This is a genomic window from Streptomyces sp. NPDC127100, assembly GCF_042724095.1.
Classification (GTDB): Bacteria; Actinomycetota; Actinomycetes; order Streptomycetales; family Streptomycetaceae; genus Streptomyces.
The window spans coordinates 59,832-80,560 of the sequence record NZ_JBHXFL010000034.1 but is presented as its reverse complement, the minus strand read 5'-3'; the positions used below and the strand labels follow the sequence as shown (position 1 = coordinate 80,560).

20 protein-coding genes are annotated in these 20,729 nt (G+C 61.8%); 16 read left to right on the top strand and 4 right to left on the bottom strand.

The features are described from left to right. Positions 1–805: 805 nt before the first annotated feature. Both ACFWJB_RS26245 and ACFWJB_RS26240 read left to right on the top strand, forming a co-directional pair. Complete coding sequence (locus ACFWJB_RS26245) at positions 806–1,381, top strand: hypothetical protein (protein ID WP_383146665.1); 576 nt, start codon at positions 806–808, stop codon at positions 1,379–1,381. Between the two features lie 50 nt (positions 1,382–1,431). Beyond that, complete coding sequence (locus tag ACFWJB_RS26240) at positions 1,432–1,929, top strand: hypothetical protein (protein WP_383146668.1); 498 nt, start codon at positions 1,432–1,434, stop codon at positions 1,927–1,929. 1,017 nt (positions 1,930–2,946) lie between these two features. Here ACFWJB_RS26240 and ACFWJB_RS26235 read toward each other — a convergent pair. The 4 genes from ACFWJB_RS26235 to ACFWJB_RS26220 form a co-directional block, all read right to left on the bottom strand. Continuing rightward, positions 2,947–3,159, bottom strand: a complete 213-nt coding sequence (locus tag ACFWJB_RS26235) for a hypothetical protein (protein ID WP_386925216.1) — start codon at positions 3,157–3,159, stop codon at positions 2,947–2,949. Between the two features lie 286 nt (positions 3,160–3,445). Further along, positions 3,446–3,811 carry a hypothetical protein gene (locus ACFWJB_RS26230; RefSeq protein ID WP_386925214.1) on the bottom strand — a complete coding sequence of 122 codons (366 nt, stop codon included), beginning with the start codon at positions 3,809–3,811 and terminating at the stop codon, positions 3,446–3,448. Positions 3,812–3,858: 47 nt separating this feature from the next. Beyond that, positions 3,859–6,306, bottom strand: coding sequence for a hypothetical protein (locus ACFWJB_RS26225; RefSeq protein ID WP_386925212.1), 2,448 nt, complete (start codon positions 6,304–6,306; stop codon positions 3,859–3,861). A gap of 4 nt (positions 6,307–6,310) precedes the next feature. Next, positions 6,311–7,177 carry a hypothetical protein gene (locus ACFWJB_RS26220; protein ID WP_386925210.1) on the bottom strand — a complete coding sequence of 289 codons (867 nt, stop codon included), beginning with the start codon at positions 7,175–7,177 and terminating at the stop codon, positions 6,311–6,313. A 428-nt stretch (positions 7,178–7,605) separates the two neighbouring features. On the opposite strand from ACFWJB_RS26220, the gene ACFWJB_RS26215 reads away from it, so the two are divergent. The 14 genes from ACFWJB_RS26215 to ACFWJB_RS26150 all read left to right on the top strand — a co-directional run bounded on the left by ACFWJB_RS26215 (position 7,606) and on the right by ACFWJB_RS26150 (position 20,347). After that, entirely contained in the window at positions 7,606–9,162 is a 1,557-nt protein-coding gene (locus tag ACFWJB_RS26215; RefSeq protein WP_383146492.1) for a hypothetical protein, read from the top strand. A gap of 137 nt (positions 9,163–9,299) precedes the next feature. Further along, entirely contained in the window at positions 9,300–11,147 is a 1,848-nt protein-coding gene (locus ACFWJB_RS26210) for a hypothetical protein (RefSeq protein ID WP_383146490.1), read from the top strand. Positions 11,148–11,319: 172 nt separating this feature from the next. After that, on the top strand, positions 11,320–13,035 hold the full coding sequence (locus ACFWJB_RS26205) for a hypothetical protein (protein ID WP_386925208.1): 1,716 nt from the start codon (positions 11,320–11,322) through the stop codon (positions 13,033–13,035). A 330-nt stretch (positions 13,036–13,365) separates the two neighbouring features. Further along, the gene (locus ACFWJB_RS26200; RefSeq protein WP_383146511.1) at positions 13,366–14,559 is read left to right on the top strand and encodes a hypothetical protein; all 1,194 of its coding nucleotides are present in this window, start codon (positions 13,366–13,368) and stop codon (positions 14,557–14,559) included. Between the two features lie 10 nt (positions 14,560–14,569). Further along, positions 14,570–15,025 (top strand): hypothetical protein, encoded by a 456-nt coding sequence (locus ACFWJB_RS26195; protein WP_383146513.1) that lies wholly within the window; start codon positions 14,570–14,572, stop codon positions 15,023–15,025. A 13-nt stretch (positions 15,026–15,038) separates the two neighbouring features. Beyond that, positions 15,039–16,253 carry a major capsid protein gene (locus ACFWJB_RS26190; protein ID WP_383146515.1) on the top strand — a complete coding sequence of 405 codons (1,215 nt, stop codon included), beginning with the start codon at positions 15,039–15,041 and terminating at the stop codon, positions 16,251–16,253. An 11-nt stretch (positions 16,254–16,264) separates the two neighbouring features. Further along, positions 16,265–16,414 carry a hypothetical protein gene (locus ACFWJB_RS26185; protein ID WP_383146518.1) on the top strand — a complete coding sequence of 50 codons (150 nt, stop codon included), beginning with the start codon at positions 16,265–16,267 and terminating at the stop codon, positions 16,412–16,414. 70 nt (positions 16,415–16,484) lie between these two features. Next, positions 16,485–16,832: a hypothetical protein gene (locus ACFWJB_RS26180; protein WP_386925205.1), complete on the top strand. Its 348-nt coding sequence runs from the start codon at positions 16,485–16,487 to the stop codon at positions 16,830–16,832. A gap of 10 nt (positions 16,833–16,842) precedes the next feature. After that, positions 16,843–17,331: a hypothetical protein gene (locus ACFWJB_RS26175; RefSeq protein ID WP_386925204.1), complete on the top strand. Its 489-nt coding sequence runs from the start codon at positions 16,843–16,845 to the stop codon at positions 17,329–17,331. Further along, entirely contained in the window at positions 17,331–17,852 is a 522-nt protein-coding gene (locus tag ACFWJB_RS26170) for a hypothetical protein (protein WP_386925202.1), read from the top strand. Before ACFWJB_RS26175 ends, ACFWJB_RS26170 begins: the two co-directional genes overlap by 1 nt. Further along, on the top strand, positions 17,849–18,337 hold the full coding sequence (locus ACFWJB_RS26165; protein WP_383146571.1) for a hypothetical protein: 489 nt from the start codon (positions 17,849–17,851) through the stop codon (positions 18,335–18,337). Before ACFWJB_RS26170 ends, ACFWJB_RS26165 begins: the two co-directional genes overlap by 4 nt. Positions 18,338–18,348: 11 nt before the next feature. Then, positions 18,349–18,696 (top strand): hypothetical protein, encoded by a 348-nt coding sequence (locus ACFWJB_RS26160; protein ID WP_383146574.1) that lies wholly within the window; start codon positions 18,349–18,351, stop codon positions 18,694–18,696. 3 nt (positions 18,697–18,699) lie between these two features. Next, positions 18,700–19,710 carry a phage tail tube protein gene (locus ACFWJB_RS26155; protein ID WP_383146577.1) on the top strand — a complete coding sequence of 337 codons (1,011 nt, stop codon included), beginning with the start codon at positions 18,700–18,702 and terminating at the stop codon, positions 19,708–19,710. Positions 19,711–19,792: 82 nt separating this feature from the next. Continuing rightward, positions 19,793–20,347, top strand: coding sequence for a hypothetical protein (locus tag ACFWJB_RS26150; RefSeq protein WP_383146580.1), 555 nt, complete (start codon positions 19,793–19,795; stop codon positions 20,345–20,347). The last annotated feature ends 382 nt before the right edge of the window (positions 20,348–20,729 follow it).

Below are 20,729 nucleotides of genomic sequence, written 5' to 3'. Positions count from 1 at the left end.
CCCCCCCCCTCTTCTTTAGACTTTTATTTCTTTTCGCTTTCACGCGTGAGCATCTGAACGACTGGATGGATGAGGCCTCAGGAGAACCAACGACTGGATGGATGATGACTCAGCGAACCGCCTACGACTGGATGGATGACGACTCAGAGGACGCAGCGCCTTACTCGCTGGCCGACCACCGAGGCGTGCCCAGCCCCCCTTGGGGCCGGGGGGGCTGTCTACGAAATCATCGAAATTCTTTACCATCCGATTTGACAAGCCCCTGACCTGCGGTTTTGTTTTCGAAATGTCCGCTTCGACCACGTTGCTCCCGATTCTCTCGAAATCCCCCTGACCTGCAGTTTTTTTCGGAGCGCTTCTGCTCCGAAATTCCAAATAATTAGAGATGGCAAAATTTGTGTAAAGGAACGAAGGTGATAAGATTGGACAAAATCGGACAGTCGGGCACTACAGTCGGAGCCTTGTCAATTAGTTGGAGTGCAGAGTTAGCCACCGCCTCGCCATTTTTTGATTATACAAACAGCCTCAATCGGTTCCGCAGGCGTGGTTTGTGGTGCAAGGCGTCACGGGCAAGGCATTTTTGAAGTGCAGCCTCGTCGAATACTGACTCTGATTATGCATCCGATATGGCAAGTATGTCCGTTTCCCTCGATTATCGGTGAATGTGTTCGAAGCGGACATTACGGAAACATCCTTGCAGGTCACGGTGCCTTTATGCTAAATTTATGGATATTCGCAATGTCCGTTTCATCCACACTTACAGAAATGCAATTAGCCCAAATAGGACAGGGAGGGCCGAGTTTCGATGGTCTCGCACTTCGAGATCCCCGACATGGCAGACGGCTTGCCGACACTCGAGGATTTCCAACGCACACACGGCGAATCGAGTGCGCCTGCATCGCGTGGTCGACCGCGTCAGAATCCACTTGCAACGCAGGAGACGCTGCGCAAGTTCGAAGCTGAACAGCGTCGACGGGCACGCAAGCGCCTCAACGAGGCGCGCACCATCCGCAAGGCCGAGGTGGACGTGTTCATCGAGGGCGTCTTCCGTGAGCACCCGCAGATCCAGGCTCTACTGATCAGTGTCGTGAACCACGTATTCGAGTACGCTCAGCGCGGCGACAAGCCCCTCACCGACTATGACGCGCGCACTTATGTGACTCAGGGCATCGTGCGCGAGATTCGCCGCCTGATCGGCCCCGAGGCCACCATCGCCTTCCTGAAGGCCATGCATGGCGGTCCGGTCGAGGAAGACGCTGACATCGAGGCAGAGCCCGAACCTGAGCCGCAGCCTGAGCCGGTTACCGCCATGGACGAGGTACCGGTAACAGGGGACTCGAAGTGGGATGACGCCTGGGAAGCTGGGGAGTTGCCGGAATGATTGACTGGACGTGGATCTGCCCTCAGTGCTCCACGACATACAGTCAGGTGATGGCCAAGTACTTTAAGGGGCAGTGCAGCACTGGGCACCCGCCGCGAGACTTGTCCAAGTTCCACCCCGAGCCGCGCCTGCCGGAGGATCCACTGAATATCCCGTACGAGAAGCCGTACGAATGGATGGAGCACGCCAAGAAGCCCATCAAGCCGATCGAGGTGCCTCCCGAGCTGGCTGTCGTCGAGACCGACGAGGGTGAATACGATTTCGGCTTTGGTCGCCCAGCGCCGAAGGTGGTACCACCCGAGCCTGATCCGGCCGAAACTGCCCAGCGCATCAAGGAAGCGATGTATGGCGTCGTACCGCCTGACGAGGCAGGTCTTATGGCGCGTACGATCTACGTCCTCATCCAGAAGCTGGGCGAGAAGGTTCCGCTCGACTTCACCGAGATGAGGTACATCATCGACGGCACGGACCGGCCAGTACCCGAAATCGCCCGCGAGGAGACTGTCATGGGGAGTCAATTTTACATTCACACCAAGATTTACGAGTAGTGTCACGGCCTAGTCCCGCGCGGCCGGGCGCGGCGTGCACCACTCCCCCACGCCGGAAGCGCCCCATGGCGATGCATCATGACACCTCTCGCTAGAGAGCGACACGAGTGTGCCTATGGGGCCGATCCGCCTAGAGAGAGCCGCTAGAGGCCCACCTAGCCCTTCTGGCCTACAAAAGGGTTATCCGGATAGATAAGGGTTATACATGGATAAATCGGACATGGACAAGCCCCAAGGTATACCGTCTTTCCGGTGTCCAGTGTGCCAGACCGTGTCATATCACCCAGAAGATGTGAAGTATGGGTATTGCGGTATCTGTCACGCGTTCACGGGCGAGCCCATACGGGTGCCCCCAGCAAAACCGCCTAAACCTTAGAACACACTTCCGCCACGCCGGGTGATAGTTCGCTGGCGCAATGCATCCGGACGCTTGCTTTCCGGCGGTTGAACGACGTACGTTGAGCCTGCGTGTTTGTCGAGCGCGCAACCGGGTCGCAGCCTGCCTGGTGCCTCATGAGGGTTCTCCCACGCATCCTCGTCGGGGCGTCCGTCGCCAGTGAACCAGGCGGGCTGCTTGCCCCGCGAGCTGCATGGCTCTGAGGTGAACTACCTTTGCGGCTGCTGTTGTGACTCACCCCCCCGAGTCAAATGCCGGTCCGACCAAGGGTAAAGCGGCCTGCATCCCCCCGCAGGCCGAGTTTCACCTCAGAGCCTTGCAGGTCCCATAAACTTCCCCAGCCTACCCCCAGTAGGCGCGTGTTCGGCCCCGACTTCATCCGCGAGGCCGACACAGGTGGAAGAGAAAGCGAAAGGCCAGACCTGCCGTCCACGCGGGGTCTGGCCTTTCGCGACTTCTAGGCTAGGAGTGAAGTTATGGCCTTGCGGGATGTCGAGATGGTTCTCGTTCGCCATCAGCGTCATCGAGGTGGCTGCTTGTGCGGCTGGGACGACCTGGGCAAGTCATTGGCCGAACATCAGGCCATCATGCTTGCAGAGGCCGGATTGTTGCGCGATGAGTCAGGTACCGAGTTCACTTCTGTCATGCGTCCGCCGCAGTAGCTCGGACAGCTCGTCGGCGATGACCTCGTCATTGTCCGGCAGGAGTCCTCTCGCCATGTGCTTGAGGAAAGAACCCTCAGGGGCGAGTCGATGCACCAGTACTCGCAGCTCGTCAACGCCTAGCCTCACGCCGATGTGCGTTTTGGTGACTTCGGTAATCTCGGCTTCCATGAGCCCCCCTTTGTCTGTAATGTCCGTTGCAGCCCGTTGCGACCCCCGCAACGGGTACTTGTCGACAAATCGTCTTGCACCTAGGGTTGCACCACCGTCACGGTTCGTGTACCTTCAGTGACGTCGGCAACGAAGACACCCGGCACGCGGAGAACTGCGCCCCCACCCGTTGGGGGCCTTGAGTGCCGGGTGGGTCGACAAGGACAGGTTCTCCACTCCTCCCCGAGGGGTCGTCTGGTCCACTGCTCCACGGTGCGATCACAACCAGACGACCCCTCGACCCTCTCTAGCGTTGTAGTGCCGCGACGGGCCGCTGCACATCGAGGGCGCGGGTCTCTCTTGTGATGACAACCTCAACTAGCTTCATGAACTGAGATAGGTCATCAAATGCGTTCGCACAGACGTGCTGGCGAATGCATTCGAGTATGAGGTCCCAGCGCTGCTCTTCACGAGGTCGCGTGTCCGGCTGGACACCTCGCGGCAGGTCGACGGTAGCTGCCTTGTGTCGGATTGCCCTGCGTCGAGTGCGCTCGGTGTAGCGGCACAGATGCCCGCGACACCCTTTCTGGTAAGCGTACGGCTTCCCGTGGGTAAGGCCGCTATACTCTTCCTGGGCGAGTTCCATCTCGATCTCGCGCAGCAGAGTATCCATGGTCAGGCTACTTGTCCGGGTGAATGTAATTGCAGTCATGACTCCCCCTAGTCAGACGCGATAATCTGGTAGCGAACGGTGGGTCGCCCCACGCCGCGAACAGGTGGGATTTCTTCCACGAGTCCCATCTTCTCCATTGCCTGAAGGCAGCGAACTACCTGCTCCAGCGTGTAGCGCCTGGAACCGATCTTCTGGATGATCTGCCTGGCCGAGGGTGGCTTCCCCGTCGAGGCGTGGATCGACAGAATGGCTCGCGACACGACTTCACGAAGTTCGCTGTCGTCGGCCTTGTTCACTGCCTGGTCGAGCATCCCGTAGGTCAACACGAGATACTTGTACATTTCGTTGGCCATCTGAACAGCGTCAGCTGGCACTTTCCCCCGATGGAGATTGACCGTCTGTAGAAGGATCATCTTCTTGTACATCAGGTCGATTCGTGCGGTTGCGCCGCTACGGTCAGCCTTCTTTGCCGGGTGGACGACCTCCATGAGGAACTCGGCCGCCTGATCGAAGGCAGGGCGCTCCCACTGGATGATGGATTCTGATGTCGATCGCGTACCGGCCCAGCCAAAGATTCGCTGGAGCGGCTTGATGAGCGGATCGACCTCTAGAATCTCACCACCGAGTGGGATGTACTGCTTGTGCTTACCGGTGACGAACATCCAGCGATTCAGGAACCCGCTTCGCAGATGCGAGTCGTTCACCAGCGTATTGAGCACCTCCGGCTGGGTGGACGAGAACGTCGTAGCGAAGGGCTCGCGAGCGGTCGCCTTATTGTTGGTCAGTGAGCCGGTACTCACTTCCTTACTGGCGTCGAAGAATTCGATCATGAACTGCGCCAGCGTCGCACCCTTGTTGCTGGTGCGGTGCATCAGCGTCGCAAACTCCTCGAAGTCTACGATGCCGCGCACTGGCGCTTGGCCGATGACCTGGTTGGTCAGCGGGTCCTTGAGGAGCTTCTCGAACTCCTTCACCATGTACTCGCCCGAGCCGGGATTGGAGACTCGCTTGACGCCCTTGTTGCCGGGGTCATCCTCGGCGAACGGCAGCGCCTGGCGAACCAGCTCGGTGGCGTACCGCTTGGCATCGGACTTGCCGTCTCCCGTCGGCCCACACAGACAGAGGAAGATGTTCGCCATGACCGGGCGCTTGTCGTGCAGGGCCAGGTCGCGTCCGATAGCCAGGCTCAGCGCAGCCAGTGCGCTGAAGTAGTGGTACTCCTCCGGCACGTCATCGACCGTGAAGTGATCCATGTACTGACCGAGGAAGCTCTCGGGCGGCGTGATGTTGCGCCAGTCGAGGAACACTCCACTGTCGTCGTCTCCGCTGTCGTCTCCGGCTGCCGTGAGCCCGAACTTCTTGAGCATCCCCTCCGTCGGAGTGATGATGCTCGGCACGATGATCTTAGGCTCGGCTGGAGTGACCAGGCCGGTAGGAGCTGGCGTAGGCGGTGGAGCCGTCCCCAGCGGGCTACCAGCCGGAATCGAGATAGGCGTAAAGCCGGGAATCTTGAATCCGGCAGGCATCTCGATCGATGCGGGCGAGGGTGGCGCAGGAGGTGCCTCGGCAGGCTTCTCCTCCACCGGAGGCGTAACCGGAGGAGTCGGAGCAGGAGGCGTAGTCTTCTGTGCCGGAATCGGAGCAGCCACGGGCGGCGGCTGTACCGGAGGTGCCGCAGGGGCAGGCTGCACTGGAGGTGCAGTCTGTACCGGAGGCGCTACAGGCGGAGGCGCGACCGGCGGAGGCGTAGACGGCACCGCCTGACCCGGCAAGGTGACGCTAATGGGCTTAACGCCTGGGATCTGAAATCCCTTGTGGACTCCATCCCCATTAGCCGTTCGAGGCGTCGGGACCGCAGCTTCCTGCTTGGGAAGTGCTGTGGTGTCATCTCCGCCCGAGACGGCGTATTCCTTGCCGTTCAGACCCTTGATAATCTGGATGCCGAAGTCTGCCGCCATGTCGGCACGCAACGCCTGGAATGCACCAGGTGTCGTCTTGTAGCCGGGTACCGGGTAGCCAAACCTGATGGCTGCCAGGTCGTAGATGTCTCCGCCGTAATCGCACGGATCGCAGTACCAGACGTTCTTGTCCGTGTTGCACCACGCAGACGGATGACTGTCTACGTGGTGCGGAAACGGGCACCTGAGCATGATGCTCTCGGTCTGGCCGTCCCAGCGCTTCTCGGGCTCACCCTTGCCGATCCAGCGCTTATACGCGGTAGTGATCGGCATCGCCTTGATGATTCCGTCGAGCTGCTCGTCGGCAGGCGACCGCTCATACTCAGGCAGCTGCGGCACGTCCATAGCGACGAAGGCAGCCGGTGGCTTCGACTGCTCTTCGGTCTTGGTCTTGCCGTCATTGCGGTACCAGTCGCCCGCGTTATCGCGGAGGCCGTTTCCGTAGATGCCGATGATCTCGTCACCGACACTTGCGCGTTCCTTCTCCTTTGCCGCACGACGCTTTGCGAGAACTTCGTCAAACTTCGTCTGCGACATCGGCCTACACTCCCGTCTGCTGCGGGAGGCGCGACATGATCCAGGGATCTCGCGTCTGCAGGGCGAGCAATGGATCGATGGGCTGGAGTGCCTCGCCGGGCGCGGAAAGGTCCACGAAGAAGGAGATCTCCTTCGGGTGCGCGGCCTTGAAGTTCCTGCCGAGCGGGAGGCGCATGAGGTTTCCGTACCCGTCTGAGTTCTTCTTTTCCTGCTTCGGGTATGCTTCGACGTCGAGCTGCGGGTAGCCCTCGATGGGGTCCTGGTTGATCGCGTCGTAGAAGCTCTTGCCCCTCATGGGACGGAAAAGCTCGGACTGCTCCAGTACCATGATGGCACCTTCGCGGGCGTCCGCAGCCGGTACGGGCTTGTCGAAGAAGCCGTAGACATGCAGCCCCTTGCTGCCCGAGTACGACACCAGGCACGGCAGCTCGAAGTCGCCCATGATGATTCGGGCGAAGTGCTCAGCCAGCACGCGCAGGCAGAGCTTGGTCCAGGTCCGCGACGGGTGGGAGCGATCCTGCCACGCCTCGCGCGGGATGTACTCGTAGAGATGCGTCTCGCCGTTGGCGTCGATGTACGGATACTTCTGGACCGTCTTGCGCAGGTCGATGTCCAGCGCAAACACTCGACACATGTTCTCGCTGTCGAGCAAGTAGTGACCGAAGGAACGTTCCCCCCGGATGTGCGAGATCACATCAGGCATCTTGATCGGGACATCGCGGTCGTCTCGACGACTGACGGTGCACCGGTGGAAAGCCCCGTTGATCTTGTTTTGTTCAGCTTTCGCATCTCGCCTTTGCACGAAGAGCTTACCGAGCAGACCAGCGACCTGCCACTCGTAAGTCCCTTCCAGGCTAGCGACTTCTGTCAAGAGAAGCCCCCAGGTCTATTTCGGTCTTGTGTCGGACGCGACCGATAATGTTGTGTGGTACCACCATGTTGATGGCTCACCGTGATCGTACACGTCGGTTGTGACATAGACAACCGGCGCGCCGTTGCCGGATCGCCCTAGGGTCGGGTACCATCCTGGCGATGCGTTTCATGCTGCCAGCTCCATGAGGACCGGTGGAGTCTAGGCAAGCTGCCGCCCCCAGGCGATGACGCAGAAAGGCCGGGTGCTGGTCTTCGGGAGTCGGACCCCGAAGTTCCAATCAAGCACCCGGCCTTCGCCTTTTTCTGCATCCAGTTGCGACTTGCGATCCCTTTTCGGTCCCGCGCCTCCCGAGGTTTGATGGTAGACCCATAGGGAACACCGCAGTTAGCCTCCCGGACTAGGCCACGTTTCGGGATGGTGTAGAGATGACCCTGGATGCCGGGATCGAGCACGACTTTCCGACGGAGGTGTGGTTCCGCAATCCAGACGCCTATGTCCGCGAGCTGGCGGAGGTAGGCGTCGGCATGATCGCCTGGGATCGCGGATACCTCGTCAAGAAGCGTATCGACCCATGCAAGCACGCCGAGCTGTATATGCCGCAGCTCCCCTGGCGGGTACTCGCCATCGGCCCGCAGGGCACCGCAGAGTACACGCCTGGCGATGAGTACGGCAAGCCGAGCGCAGTTTATCCGACCTACTGCTACGGCGAAGACCCTTCGAAGTTGGAGACGCTCGCCGAGTACCCTGCAGGGCAGGACGAGGATCTGTGCAACGACAAGTCCATCCCCCTGGACCAGCGGCCGGTACTCGGTCAAGAGCACCGCATCGTCATCAGTGATGTGCCCAACATGCGACAGGCGGGCAGTCGAGCGTTCCTCAAGATGCTGGTCGATATCCAGCAAGAGTTCACCGACTGCATTATCCACCTGCACGGTCTGTACGGCTACCGACTCATGTTCGGCCAGCCGCTGCGTGCCGTCGACTACGAGGCGCGCACGACCGCCCAGAAGGGCAAGGTCGTCACACCAGCCGGTCGTGAGATGCCGTTTGAGCGACTCGCAGCCCACGCCCACTGGGCGACGATGCTCGGGATGCGTCCTGGCGAACTGGCGATCCCCCGCAATCGGTGCATCTACAACATCCGATCAGTATTGTGGGCTGGTGCCAACTTTCGCAAGGATGTTCAGTACCGCGTCTACGGCAAGGGCACGCTTGTTGACGATGGCCTCACGGAAGCGATCCTGGCGATCGAGGCTCGGCGAGATGAGATGAGCCCCGAAGAACTCGAACGTGCCGAGTTCGTGCTGGAGCAGATGCGTGCCAACGCAGGAATCTCGGGAGGTGGCACCGACACCACCACCCCGACGGCTTCCTATGCCCTGCCAGTCGTCTCGCAGGATAGCTACCGCAGCCGGAAGGGCCTGACGAAGAACGGCCTGGCGGCCAAGGAGGGCGATTACTTCCACTGCGACAACTGCAGCCTGGCTGACAACTGCAAGTCCTTCCGCGAAGGGGCGGTGTGTTCCGTGCCTCAGTCTGAAACCAGTCAGCTGGCGAAGCTGTTCGGCAGTCGAAGTAGCGATCAGATTATCGACGGCCTGGGTCGCATCCTGGAGATCCAGTCCGAGCGGGTCGAGCAGGGCCGCGACGAGGAGCGACAGTTCGATGAGCTGAACCCTGAAGTCAGCAAGATGCTGAACAACCTGTTCGCTAACGGCGTGAAGCTCGCCAAGCTTATCGACCCCACGCTGAACGGTGGCCCCAAGGTCAACGTCAACGTCGGAGTCGGCGCAGGCGGTCAGGCTGCTGTGATGGCTGGCAATCCCAACCAGCTCATGGGTGCCATCGTGCGCGAGCTGGAGTCCAAGGGTATCCCCCGCGAGCAGATCACGCCCGAGATGATCCAGGGCGTCCTGGAGGGCATGTCTGGCCAGGCTACGCCGACGGCCGCCATCGAGGGGCAGGTCATCTCTCGTGACTGACGATGGACTCTGCAAGTGCGAGTACGGCATGAAGCAGCGCGTTAGCGAGTCGCACATTCGCAGGGTCGAGCGGCGCGCAAGGATGCGGTGGACTTGCGTCATGTGCCAGAAGCCGCTCCTCCCTGTGGAGGTGAGCGGTGGACGCCGCTAAGATTGCACGCGACCTCGCCTGGTTGAAGAAGTATCCACACTTCGATCAGAAGCCTGCGAGCATCCTTGAGTTCATCGGGCCGGGCTACCTGGACATCGAGTCGCGCATCCGTCCCGGCATCAAGCAGTCGCTTGTCGACATCTTCGGTGACGAGGTGAACGGCGACCGGATCGCCAAGTTCCGCTGGGGCATGTGGACCGGCGGCATTGGCATCGGCAAGACAACGATCGCTTCGATCATCCTGCCGTACATGGTGCACTGGGTGCTGTGCCTGCGAGATCCACAGGGCTACTTCAACCTGCTCCCTGGTTCGCGTATTGCATTTATGCAGATGTCGACCTCGGCGAAGCAGGTCATCGACGTCGCCTTCGGTGATATCTTCGCGCGCATCAAGCACGCCGACTGGTTCGTCAACAACTACCCGTACGACACCAAGTACAGCAAGATGATCAAGTTTCCGAAGGATGTCTGGATCGTACCGGGCGACAGTACGGAAACCAGCTTCGAGGGCTACAACATCCTCGGCGGCATCCTAGAGGAAGCCGACTCGCACAAGCAGACCCAGGATAAGGATTACGCAGACGTCGGCTTCGATACGATTAACTCTCGTATCGACTCGCGTTTCCAAGATCGTGGCTTTTTGCTTGTCATCGGGCAAATGAAGAAAGGCGACGGGTTCGCCAAGCGTAAGTACGACGAGTTCAAGGCTGACCCCGAGAACGCCTACACGATGCGAATGGCGATCTGGGAGTCGCTCGGCTGGGACAGGTTTCTTCAGCCGAACGGCGAGCGCGACAGCTTCTGGTATGACACTCGCCGCAAAAAGATCGTTCCGACCGGCGTGGTCGACATCATCGAGAACGAAAACCTCATCGAGATCCCGACGGTCTACCGCAAGAGCTTCGAGAACAATCCCGAGAAGGCCCTGCGCGATCTGGCTGGTATCCCGCCTGCCACCGAGGACCCGTTCATCTCGTTGGTCGATCGGATCGACGACTGTGTCGACAAGTGGCAAGAGCGTAACTCGGGTATCGGCTCGCCAGTGTCCGACTCTCCCACTCGGCCGAAGCTGGCGACGTGGTTCACGTGTATGGACTCACTTAAGCGAGCTATCCACATCGACATCGCAGTCTCGGGAGACGGTGACGCGCTCGGCCTGGCGATGGGGCACGTGAGTGCCGTCAAGGATATCGACGGCGAGAGTAAGCCTTACATCATCATCGACATGCTGTACCGCATCAAGGCGGCACCGGGCACTGAGATCCTACTCCAAGAGATCCGACACCTGATCTACAACCTCCGAGACGATCGGAAGTTCAAGATCCGCGCCGTGACTATGGATGGCTTTCAGTCGACCGATACCATGCAGCAACTGAAGCGACGGCGCTTCCGTGCCGAGTACTTGTCGGTCGACCGCAACAAGGCACCGTACGAGGATCTGCGCGAGGCCATCTATGAGGGCCGCCTGGAGTTTCCGCCGTACTTCACGTACATCAAGTCCGGCGCAGATCAGCAGGTGCAGATCGCCATCAAGGAACTGACCGAGCTGACGGACACGGGCAAGAAGATCGACCACCCGCCGAACGGCAGTAAGGACGTAGCTGACGCCATGGCGGGAGTCGTTTACACCCTGATGGGTGAGCGCACTTACGCTCGCGGAGCCTCGCCTATCGCCATGGGTGAGGTGGTGCCTGTCAAGGAGGAGAACGACTTCGACTTTGGTAACGGCTTCGATCACCCAGCCGTGCGTGGCGGCGGCCTGCACGCACCGCTACCTCCAGACTCGCCGCTGGGACTGCTCGGCCTAGGTGCGATGCCTCCAAGGCGTCGGTGATAACCGGGGTTATCAGGGTTCGCGACGCTAGGTGAGTGACACGCCGGACTCCCGATCCATACAGTGAAGGCCCGACAGGCAGACGCCTGTCGGGCCTTCACTCGCTTCTGGCCCTCGGCTAAGGCTGACTCGAATGACTCGGCTGCTGCTGTCGTCCGGGAACCGGAGAATCATGCTGCTCGATCAGTACGGCAGGCCGATGCAGTCGGCGACCAACTTCAAGAAGGCAAGCCCGCCCATCCTCGGCGAGAAGTTCGGCAACTGGGCAGGTCGAGATGACCTGTACATGTATAGCCTCCCCGGCGGCGGCTTCCTCCAGTTTGACCTCAGCAAGCTGACGCTAGCCGACTATCGGCAGATGCGCGACCACTACCAGATCCAGGCGTCGCTGTCTGTACTCACGTTCATGCTCCATCAGCTGGAGTTCACGATCGAGTGCGACAACAGGAAGATCGCGACATTCTGCCAGGACAACCTGAACAAGGTCTGGACGCGGCTGGTGCGCGGACTCTCGCAGGCCTTCTGGGCGGGATACTCGCCGATGATCCTGCAGTACGAGAACGACATCGACGGCCGGGCTGTCCAGCTCGCCAAGGTGAAGGATCTTGTACCCGAGGAGTGCCGGGTCAACTGGAAAGAGGTCGAGGGTTGGCGTCCGCCGGGAAAGAATACGATCCCGCCGAAGATCAAGATCTACGACGGCATCCAGCAGTTCGGAGCACCCTGGCCGATCCCAGTCGACAACACTCTCTGGTATCCAGTACTCAGCGAGAACGGCGACTACTATGGGCGCAAGCTGCTACGGTCTGCCTTTCAGCCGTACTTCTTCAGCATGCTCATGCATCTGTTCGCGAACCGGTACTACGAGCGCTTTGGTGAGCCGGTCCCGATTGGTCGCGCGCCGTATGACACCGAGGTCGACATCGGCGGCTCGACCATCAAGGGCAACGAGGCGATGCGGCAGATCCTCTCGAACTTCCGCAACAGGTCTGTCGTGGTTCTGCCCTCCGATCGCGACGAGGACGGTAACCCCGAGTATGCGATCGAGTACCTCGAATCGCAGATGCGTGGTGCCGACTTTGAACGGTACATGACTCGCCTGGATGAGGAGATGTCGCTGGCACTGTTTACGCCGCTGCTTGTGCTTCGCACGGCGGACGTGGGCAGCTATAACCTCGGCACCGGACAGACCCAGGTGTACCTGTGGATGCTGAATGCCATCTCAGGTGACTGGGCCGAGTACATTGACAAGTACGTTCTGAAGCCACTCAAGAACTACAACTTCGGCGAGCGGGCTCCGGACGCGCGAATCAGGTTCCGCAAGCTGGGCACGCAGGCTCAGGAGACGCTCCGTGCCATCTTGACCGAGATGGTTCGACAGGGTTCCGCCAAGGTGAACCTCGAGGATCTCGGCCAAGCGGTGGGGATGCGCGTGGAGGAGGTCCGAGAGGTGACCCAACCCCCCGCTGCGCCCGCTAACGACCCCTCCCAGGACCCCACACAGGACCCCCCGGCGGACCCCGGCACGACTCCGAAGAAGGACACTCGCGTAGGTCGGGATCGAGGCACTGCACCCAAGGGGATTAAGCAGGCGTCGCGTGTTGCGGGACTCATCAAGGATCGCTTGGTGGCGCAGTACGAGAAGGCCCTGCGCGAGAACCGGCTCCCGGAGTTGAGTCTTGACTTCGGATACCAGGCACAGATGGTCGCCGCGCTGGAGGGCGAGGTTGACGACCCGCTGGCAGCGTACGCGGCACTCGTGGACACTGTCACCATTTTCGTTACGGATTTCGTAACGATGGAGTCTCACGACAAGAACTCGGGCGCTGACTGCATCAAGTCCCTCGTAGACCTCTGGGTGGCGCACCTGGAAAAGGGGACCGTTTGAGTACCGAAGCTCGCACCAAGAATTCAATGAGGTGCTTCTGCTCGCGACAGCCGCTACTGGCGACCTACGGCCTGACGGTAGACGGCAAGGCGTACGTGCACGTCAAGGTCTACAAGCAGAAGCGCATCTACGGCAATCTGCTCATCTTGCAAGGTGAGACGCTGATGCAGTGCCGCGAATGCTTCAGGTGGCACAGGATCAGAATTGCGGAGCGGGCTAAACCGCCGCAGTTCTCAGAGGTGCAGGGAGTTTCACTTTCCTGCGACGACGTGCTAACCGCCGTCGATAGTGGACGCCCAGGAGGGGCTATGGCTAAAGTAGCTGATCGAGATGACTGACACACTCGCTCCCGGCGCACGGATGAACGTTGCTCTGTTCTCCGGCGGTATCCTCGCTGGCGTAAAGCCCGAGGTCTACCGCAAGGACAACGGAGTACTCGTCGTGTCCGGCCAGCCGGTCTTTCGGTCGGGAACCTTCCGGGACAGCATGGGCTTCCAGCACACCTGGGAAGGCCTGCACATGGACCAGATGGTCGCGCACTACAAGATGCTGCGCGACCGTGGACTGTTCGGAGACGTACCAGTCCGCGACGGCCACCCAGGCTTCCTGGTCAACGGCGTTCCGGGAGCTGGCGGTGTTGTCGGCTGGCACACCGACCTGGAGGCGCGCGAGCTGGAGACGCACACCGGCTCGAAGGAGACGTTCCTGCTGGCGCACTACGAGATCACCGATCCCGAAGCGCGAGCCAAGTACGAGAACGGAACCTTCCGCAACCGGTCGTCGGAGGTGGGAGAGTACACCACCAACGACGAGGCGACGTTCTGGCCCACATACATGGGGTTCGCCTTCGTGGACATCCCGGCCGTCGAGGGCCTCAATTCGGTGTCGGGCTTCAGCAAGTCGAACGCACGTAGTTTCGTAGTACTGACCGAAAAGGGGTTCTCCGTGAGTGGTACGGAGTCTTCGGACAAGAACGCCGGACAGGCTTCCGGCCAGAGCGGAGTGACGCCGCCGACTCAGGGTGCGCCGGTGACGCCGCCCCCGGCCCCGGTGCAGCAGCACGCCGCCCCGGCCCAGCCGTTCGCTTTCTCGATCAATGGCCAGACCATCACCGACCCGGCCGCCGTCCAGGCGCACATCACCGGCCTGGAGACCTTCCGCGCCGAGAGCATCGCCGCCGGTCGAGTCGCCTTCGTCACCAGCATGGCGAAGGAGGGCAAGATCCTCGCGAGCCAGCTCGAGTCGCTCACGGCCTTCGCCAAGACGCTGAACGACGAGCAGTTCCAGTCCTGGAAGACCGCGATGGAGGCGCAGCCGGGTTCGCCCGTGCTCGCGAACCACGCGGCCGGTACCGGCACCCAGAGCGAGCCTGGCCAGCCCGCCGACGAGGCCAATGCGGCTCGCGTCATGACCCTGCGCAGCGTCGTGTCGATGCACCAGTCCCGCGGTGCCTCGCCCGACGAGATCAAGGCGAGCGCCTCGTACAAGGAACTCGTCGCCCTCGACCCGACCGCCGCCATCTGAGGAGTTAGGCATGGCAGACTTCGTAAAGGGTGGCCAGAACCTGCGGCCTCCGTTCGGGGTGAACGAGTTCCTGCGTTCGACGCAGGACGTAAAGTACGAGAGCTACACCGTCGCTCACAACTCGGTCCCGGTCACCACCGTCTTCGACGGCTCGGACCAGAAGATCCTCGACCGAGGCGTCGTGATGGCCAAGATCACCTCCGGGCCGGACGCGGGCAAGATCGGCCCGTTCCAGGCCGGTGCGACCGACGGACGAGCCGACACGGCGAACATCGTCGGCCTGAACGACACCTTCCTGCCCTGGCAGCTCCTGGAGCGCGACGTCGAGGTCGGCGTGGTCTACGAGTGCACGGCCGTGCAGGGCTGGTGCAAGGAGCTGGTAGCCGACGGCACCAGCGTGGCCCTGACGAACGCCACGGCTGACGCGATGCGCGGCGGCAAGGGCGTCGACATCCGCTTCCACTGAGTAGGAGAACGAGTTGAACACGGGAAGTGCGACGCTCTCGAAGTACTCGGGATTCTTCTCGAACTTCGCGCAGGGCGTGATCCCCCAGGACCGACTGGTCCGCAAGGAAGTCGCCCTCGGCGTCATCCGCGAGATCGTCCCGCCGCAGAACCACATCGGTCTGCAGCTCGCGCCGTGGATGCAGGTCGAGTCGGACGACGTCACCTTCCAGTACCTGAACGGGTTCTCGGAGGGCATGGCCCCGGCGCGCGCCGAGGACGCCGAGTCCGAGCTGGCCATGAAGGATGAGACGTGGGGCGGCGAGGGCCGTGCCTCGATCATCGACTGGGCCCAGAAGGACCACTACCGCCCGTCCGACGTCTCGCGGTTCCGCGACGCGCTGGAGATCGCGCAGCAGCTCGCGAGCAGCGGCCAGCTGCCGACCACCGTCACGAACATCCTCGACGGCTTCCAGGCGCGAGTCGCGCGAGACGACGCCCGGCGTCGTCGGCGTCTCGACAACCGGATCGAGTGGCTTATCATGACGGCCCTCGCCACCGGCGGCATCGCTTACAACGACGGCAAGATCAAGTTCAACGTCGACTTCGGTCGACCGGCGAACCAGATCCTCACCGGCGCGAACCGGCTGGACTACTCGGGTGTCGGGCACGACCCGATCGGCGACATCATGCGCATCCAGCAGTACATGTTCGACACGTACGGCGTACGCATGAGGCGCATCCTCGCCAGCCGCCGCCTGCTCAACTCGTTCATGAACTCGGACCGGTTCATCGCCCGCGCCACCGGCATGGTCGTCGGAGGCACTCCGAACGTCCCAGTCGACATCAACTACCTGACCGACGGCTGGGGTCCGGACTCGGCGGTGCAGATCGTGGAGCGCGCCTGCCAGGTGCAGTTCATCGAGTACGACTCGGTCTACCGCACCCGGCCGCTGGGCTCGACGGTCACCACCAGCACGCGGTTCTTCCCCGAGGACCGGATGCTGCTCCTGCCGGACGAGGCCGACATCGCCGAGTTCGACGACACGGCGCTGGGCTTCGGCAAGACCCTGACCAGCCCCCACCCCGAGGGCAACTGGCAGTCCGGCTTCTACGAGTGGGAGCGCTCGACGGTCGACCCGTGGGGCCAGGACCGGGGTACCGGCGTCAAGGCGTTCCCGATCTTCCCGCACATGGACCTGACCTTCGCGGTCGACGTGACTCTGCCCGCGCCGATCGTGATGCCGTAAGGAGGCGCAAGATGGCTCGCAACTCTGACGGAACCGTCACCCGCACGGTGAAGTCCCCGCGCACCAGCGGCTCCGGTCGCCCGGCCCGAGGCTTCACGCCCTCTACTCGCCTGGTCGGCGTGAAGGGCAAGACCGTCGTCAAGCCCGGCCAGCGCGGCTGACCGGATCTCACCCGTGGTGCGCGTCGGGCGGTCCCCCGGCGCGCACCACTTCGCGAAGGAGTAACGGCTCATGGCCGAGCAGGACAAGTCGCTCGTGAACGTGACCGACGACAGTTACGACGGTCGAGACCTCGTCCCCGAGGACAACCGGGACGGCGTGGAGAACTACGTCGGAGTCGACCCGATCTATCAGAACTACGCCAACGAGACCGAGAAGCCGCACGCCTTCACCGACGAGGAGCTGGAGCGCGCTGCCGAGCGCGGTGGCGTCGTCGTGGACGCGAACTCGGACGAGCAGCCCGAGGACGGCCAGGACGAGGACAAGCCCGCCCGCAAGGCGGCCGCCAAGAAGACGGCCGCCACTCCCCCGACGGCCTCGGTCCCGGAGCAGAAGACCAGCTCTCCCGACAGCAAGTAGGGAGTAACTCGTGGCGTATTCGACTAAGGATGATCTGCTGCTGGGGCAGATCCCCTTGCCCTCGTACCTGGACCCAGATACGTACATCTCGAATGCGGCCGAGGAGATCGACGCTATCATCGGTATGACTTATGTCACGCCGGTGAGTATCCAGGAAACGCCCCAGACGAGGCCAACGAAGTTGATCCTGAAGAAGGTAAACAACTTCTTGGCCTCCGGGCGTATCATCATGGCTCTGGACTCGGGGGGCGAGGATACCCAGCTTCACTCGTACGGACGCTACCTCGTCACACAGGCCGAGGCGATCATCAAGCAGATTGCGTCGGGTGATGTCACTCTGGTTGGCGCACAGCCGATCAACAGCGGCGGCAACGGCAATGCGCCAGTCATCGTAAACGGAGACGCCGCCTCGATCGTGGATACCTTCTACGACAACTTCAACCAGGAGAACTGGCCCGACCCGCGCAGGCGTGCATGGTTCGACGGGAGGGCCGAGTAGTGGCTACGGGCTCTGTCCAGTTTGTCGTTCACGTCGACAAGAAGAATGTCGACGAGATGGTGCTGCGGCTGATGGCTACCCTGAACGATGCTGGCATTGCAGCCTTTCTGCACGGCCTCGTCGGACCCTGGCTTGAAAAGCGTACAGAGGATCGCTTCGCCGCTGAAGGTGACGACGTGAGCGGCAAGTGGCTTCCGCTGCAGGACTATACGCAGCAAGTCCGACAGGCTGCCGGATATGGCGCGGAGCATCCGATCAACAAGCGCACCGGCGAGCTGGAGAACTTCCTGACCGACAGCGGCTGGGACATCATCGCTGCGGGAGGTTTCTCGCAGCTGACGTTTCCAGGAAACATGCCAACCGGTAAGGAAGCGACAAAGCTGATGACCGCCCAGATCGGCACTCAGCATCCCAGCACTCCAGCCCGCCCAGTGCTCGGCATGAACGAAGTTGACCTGGCCTACGTTCTGGCGGCACTGTCGACCTACGTGACTCACGGGACGACGGTGAGTGTGGCATGATCGAGCCCGGCCTGGACGTATTCCCCAACAACATTATCAGAATTCTGGCAGACTCAGCGAAGACGCTCGACGGTGATTTGTCGATCTTTCGTCGGCCGCTCAGGACGTCCGACCCCAATCAGTCCGTCGGAGTATTTCCCGGCCAGTGGGTGCCGAACGAGCGCTCGCAGGAGATGGGTCGATTCAATCCCGGCGAGCCCACCCTTCAGCAGTACGTTGTAGGGGTTCAGGCATTCGTCAAGGACGCCGACGAGGAAGTCGGACTGGCTCGCCATTCTACGCTGTCCTATGGGATTCGGTCGATGCTGTACAGGGATGCTTCCATCCGACTAGGCTTCCAGTCGCTGTCGTACACGTCCAACGGAGTCACCGAGCGCTTGAGGCGTTGGGGTATCCGTAGCCAGCGGTTCCTCAGCAACGAGCTGTCCGGTAGCTGGTTGTACCTCAGTACCCTGGAAGTTTGGGCTGAGACGGATTCGAGCTAGGAGAGGTACCCGTGCCCACGAGTGATGACCAGCTCAAGAAGAAGCAGGACAGCGTCAAGGAGCTGCGCGCCCAACTGGCGGCCCGCGAGGCCGAAGTGCTGAAGCTGCAGCGCGCCAAGGAGAACGACGTCACGGCGTCACAGCTGGACACTGAGGCGGAGCAGCTCAAGGCCGCAATCTCGGCCAAGAATGACGAGATCAAGGCGCTCGGCGGCGACCCGGACGGCGTGAAGGTACCGAAGACGAGGTCCACGACCAGTGCCGACGAGGCCCTGAAGGTCGTGAACAGTCCGGTGCCCGAGCCGGACGAGACGCTGACGCCCGCGCCTGCGAGCGACGAGACGAAGAAGGAGGGCTAACCGATGGGATACAGTTCCCAGGCGGGTCAGGTCATCCTGCGCACCCAGGACACCCCCGGCACCCTCGCGTCGGACCTCGGTACCGCTGGTGTCGCAGTCAAGCTCAGGTCCGGCAGCCTCGCGGCCAACCGTGACCTTCTGATTCCTGACCCGGAGATCGGCGGCGGTCGAGACACGGCGGATGCGTACCTCGGTGCGGTCTCCTTCTCGGGCGACTACGAGTTCTACCCGCGCCTAGAGTCGATCACGACCCTGCTGCGTGCGGCGCTCGGTACGGCCAACTCCGCTGCAGCCACCGGCGTCAACACGCACACGATCACGCCTTCCGACGCGGCGCAGCTTCCCATGCTGAGCGTGGAGGAGAAGATCGGTGACGGGCTGGAGACGTTCAACTACACCGACGCAGTCGTCAACACCTTCCACCTGGAGTCCGAGGCGAACGGGTACCTGCAGGGCACTGCGGGCCTGATCGCCAAGCGTCAAGTGGCTGGTGTGACTCCGACGACGGACCCCGACTGGGACAACACGCCCCTGATCGTCGGCACGAACATCACCGTGACCTTCAACGGAGTCACGATCCCGGCCAAGTCGTTCAGCCTCGACGTGAACAACAACTTCGAGGATGACGACTTCCGCCTCGGCTCGTTCTTCCTGGGCGACCTCACGCCGAAGTCCCGCGAGGTCACCGCGTCCATCTCGGTCCGTCACGACGGCGGCGATCTGTGGCGACAGGCCACCTACGGTCAGGCCTCGGCCGTGACTCCGGGCGGCATCATCACCAAGGGTCCGCTGGTTATCAGCATGAAGACCTACGAGACGATCGCGGGCTCGACTCCCCCCACCGTCGGCAGCCTGGACATCGCCATCGGCCAGGCCGTTCTGACGCCGTTCGGTTACTCTCCGTCCGGTGACGACGTCCTGGAGAACGACATCGACATCCGAGGCATCAGGCCGAACCCGGCCACGCCGATCCTGTCGGCGGTCGTCAAGAACGGCCGCGCGGACATCGCCTGACGCGTGCGCCCTCTCTATGGGGGCGCACCCCGACCGACCCTAGCCTTCGAAGAGGCACTGAGACCCTAAAGGGGTTTACGCAATGACGACGAGTGTGGAGCCGATGACCGACCTGCCCGCTGAGCAGTCCGCCCCGCCTGTGGACGAGCCGCAGTACGTCGACTACTTCGGGTTCAAGGAGAGCAGGAAGTTCTTCTTCCCCGACGGCAAGACGTACATCGAGTTCGAGGTCATGAACGAGGGCGCCAAGGCCCGGTTCCAGAGGCTGACCAGCCGAGACCTGCGCGTCGAGCGCGCGACCGGCGACGCCAGGCTTCGGATGGACCCCGGAGCCGAGCGGCACGCACTCATCGACCAGTCGGTCACCGGCTGGAACCTGATGCGGCGCGACCCGAAGGACAAGAGCGCGAACCCCCGCTGGGAGCACGCCCCCTTCGACAAGTCGAACCTCAATCGGTTCTTGGAGAACGCCGACCCGCGCATCGTCGAGGATCTCGAGAAGGAGATCCGGCTGGCTAACCCCTGGCTCATGGACGAGATGACCGTCGAGGACATCGACAAGGAGATCGCGAACCTCCAGGAGCTGCGGGCGAAGGCGGTCGAGCGCGAAGAGGCAAAAGCCGCTTCCGCCGCCTGATCGAGTCCTGGGCGAACGGGCGGCGGATCAACGAAGTACCCGAGTCGCTTCGGCTCTACCAGTTGTGCAAGGCCACGAAGTTCGCGGCACTCCCGTGGGCCGGTGGAATGTATGATCAGCACCCCGACTTGCTCGAGGAGTGGACCATCATCATCGAGGCCGAGAACAAGGCACAACAGCGCGAGATGGAGCAGCAGCGCAGGCAGTCTCGGGCGCGAACTGCGCGACGGAGATAGACTCGCACCGAGTGGCCGAGGTGCGGGGTGGGGAATGGGGCCGGGTAGGTGCTGGACGCGCGCCTATCCGGCCCCGTAGCTTCTTTAGCGTCGGGCACATGAGGCCCTTTTAGGAACTTAAAGTCCTAGGAGTGCCTCTTGAATGC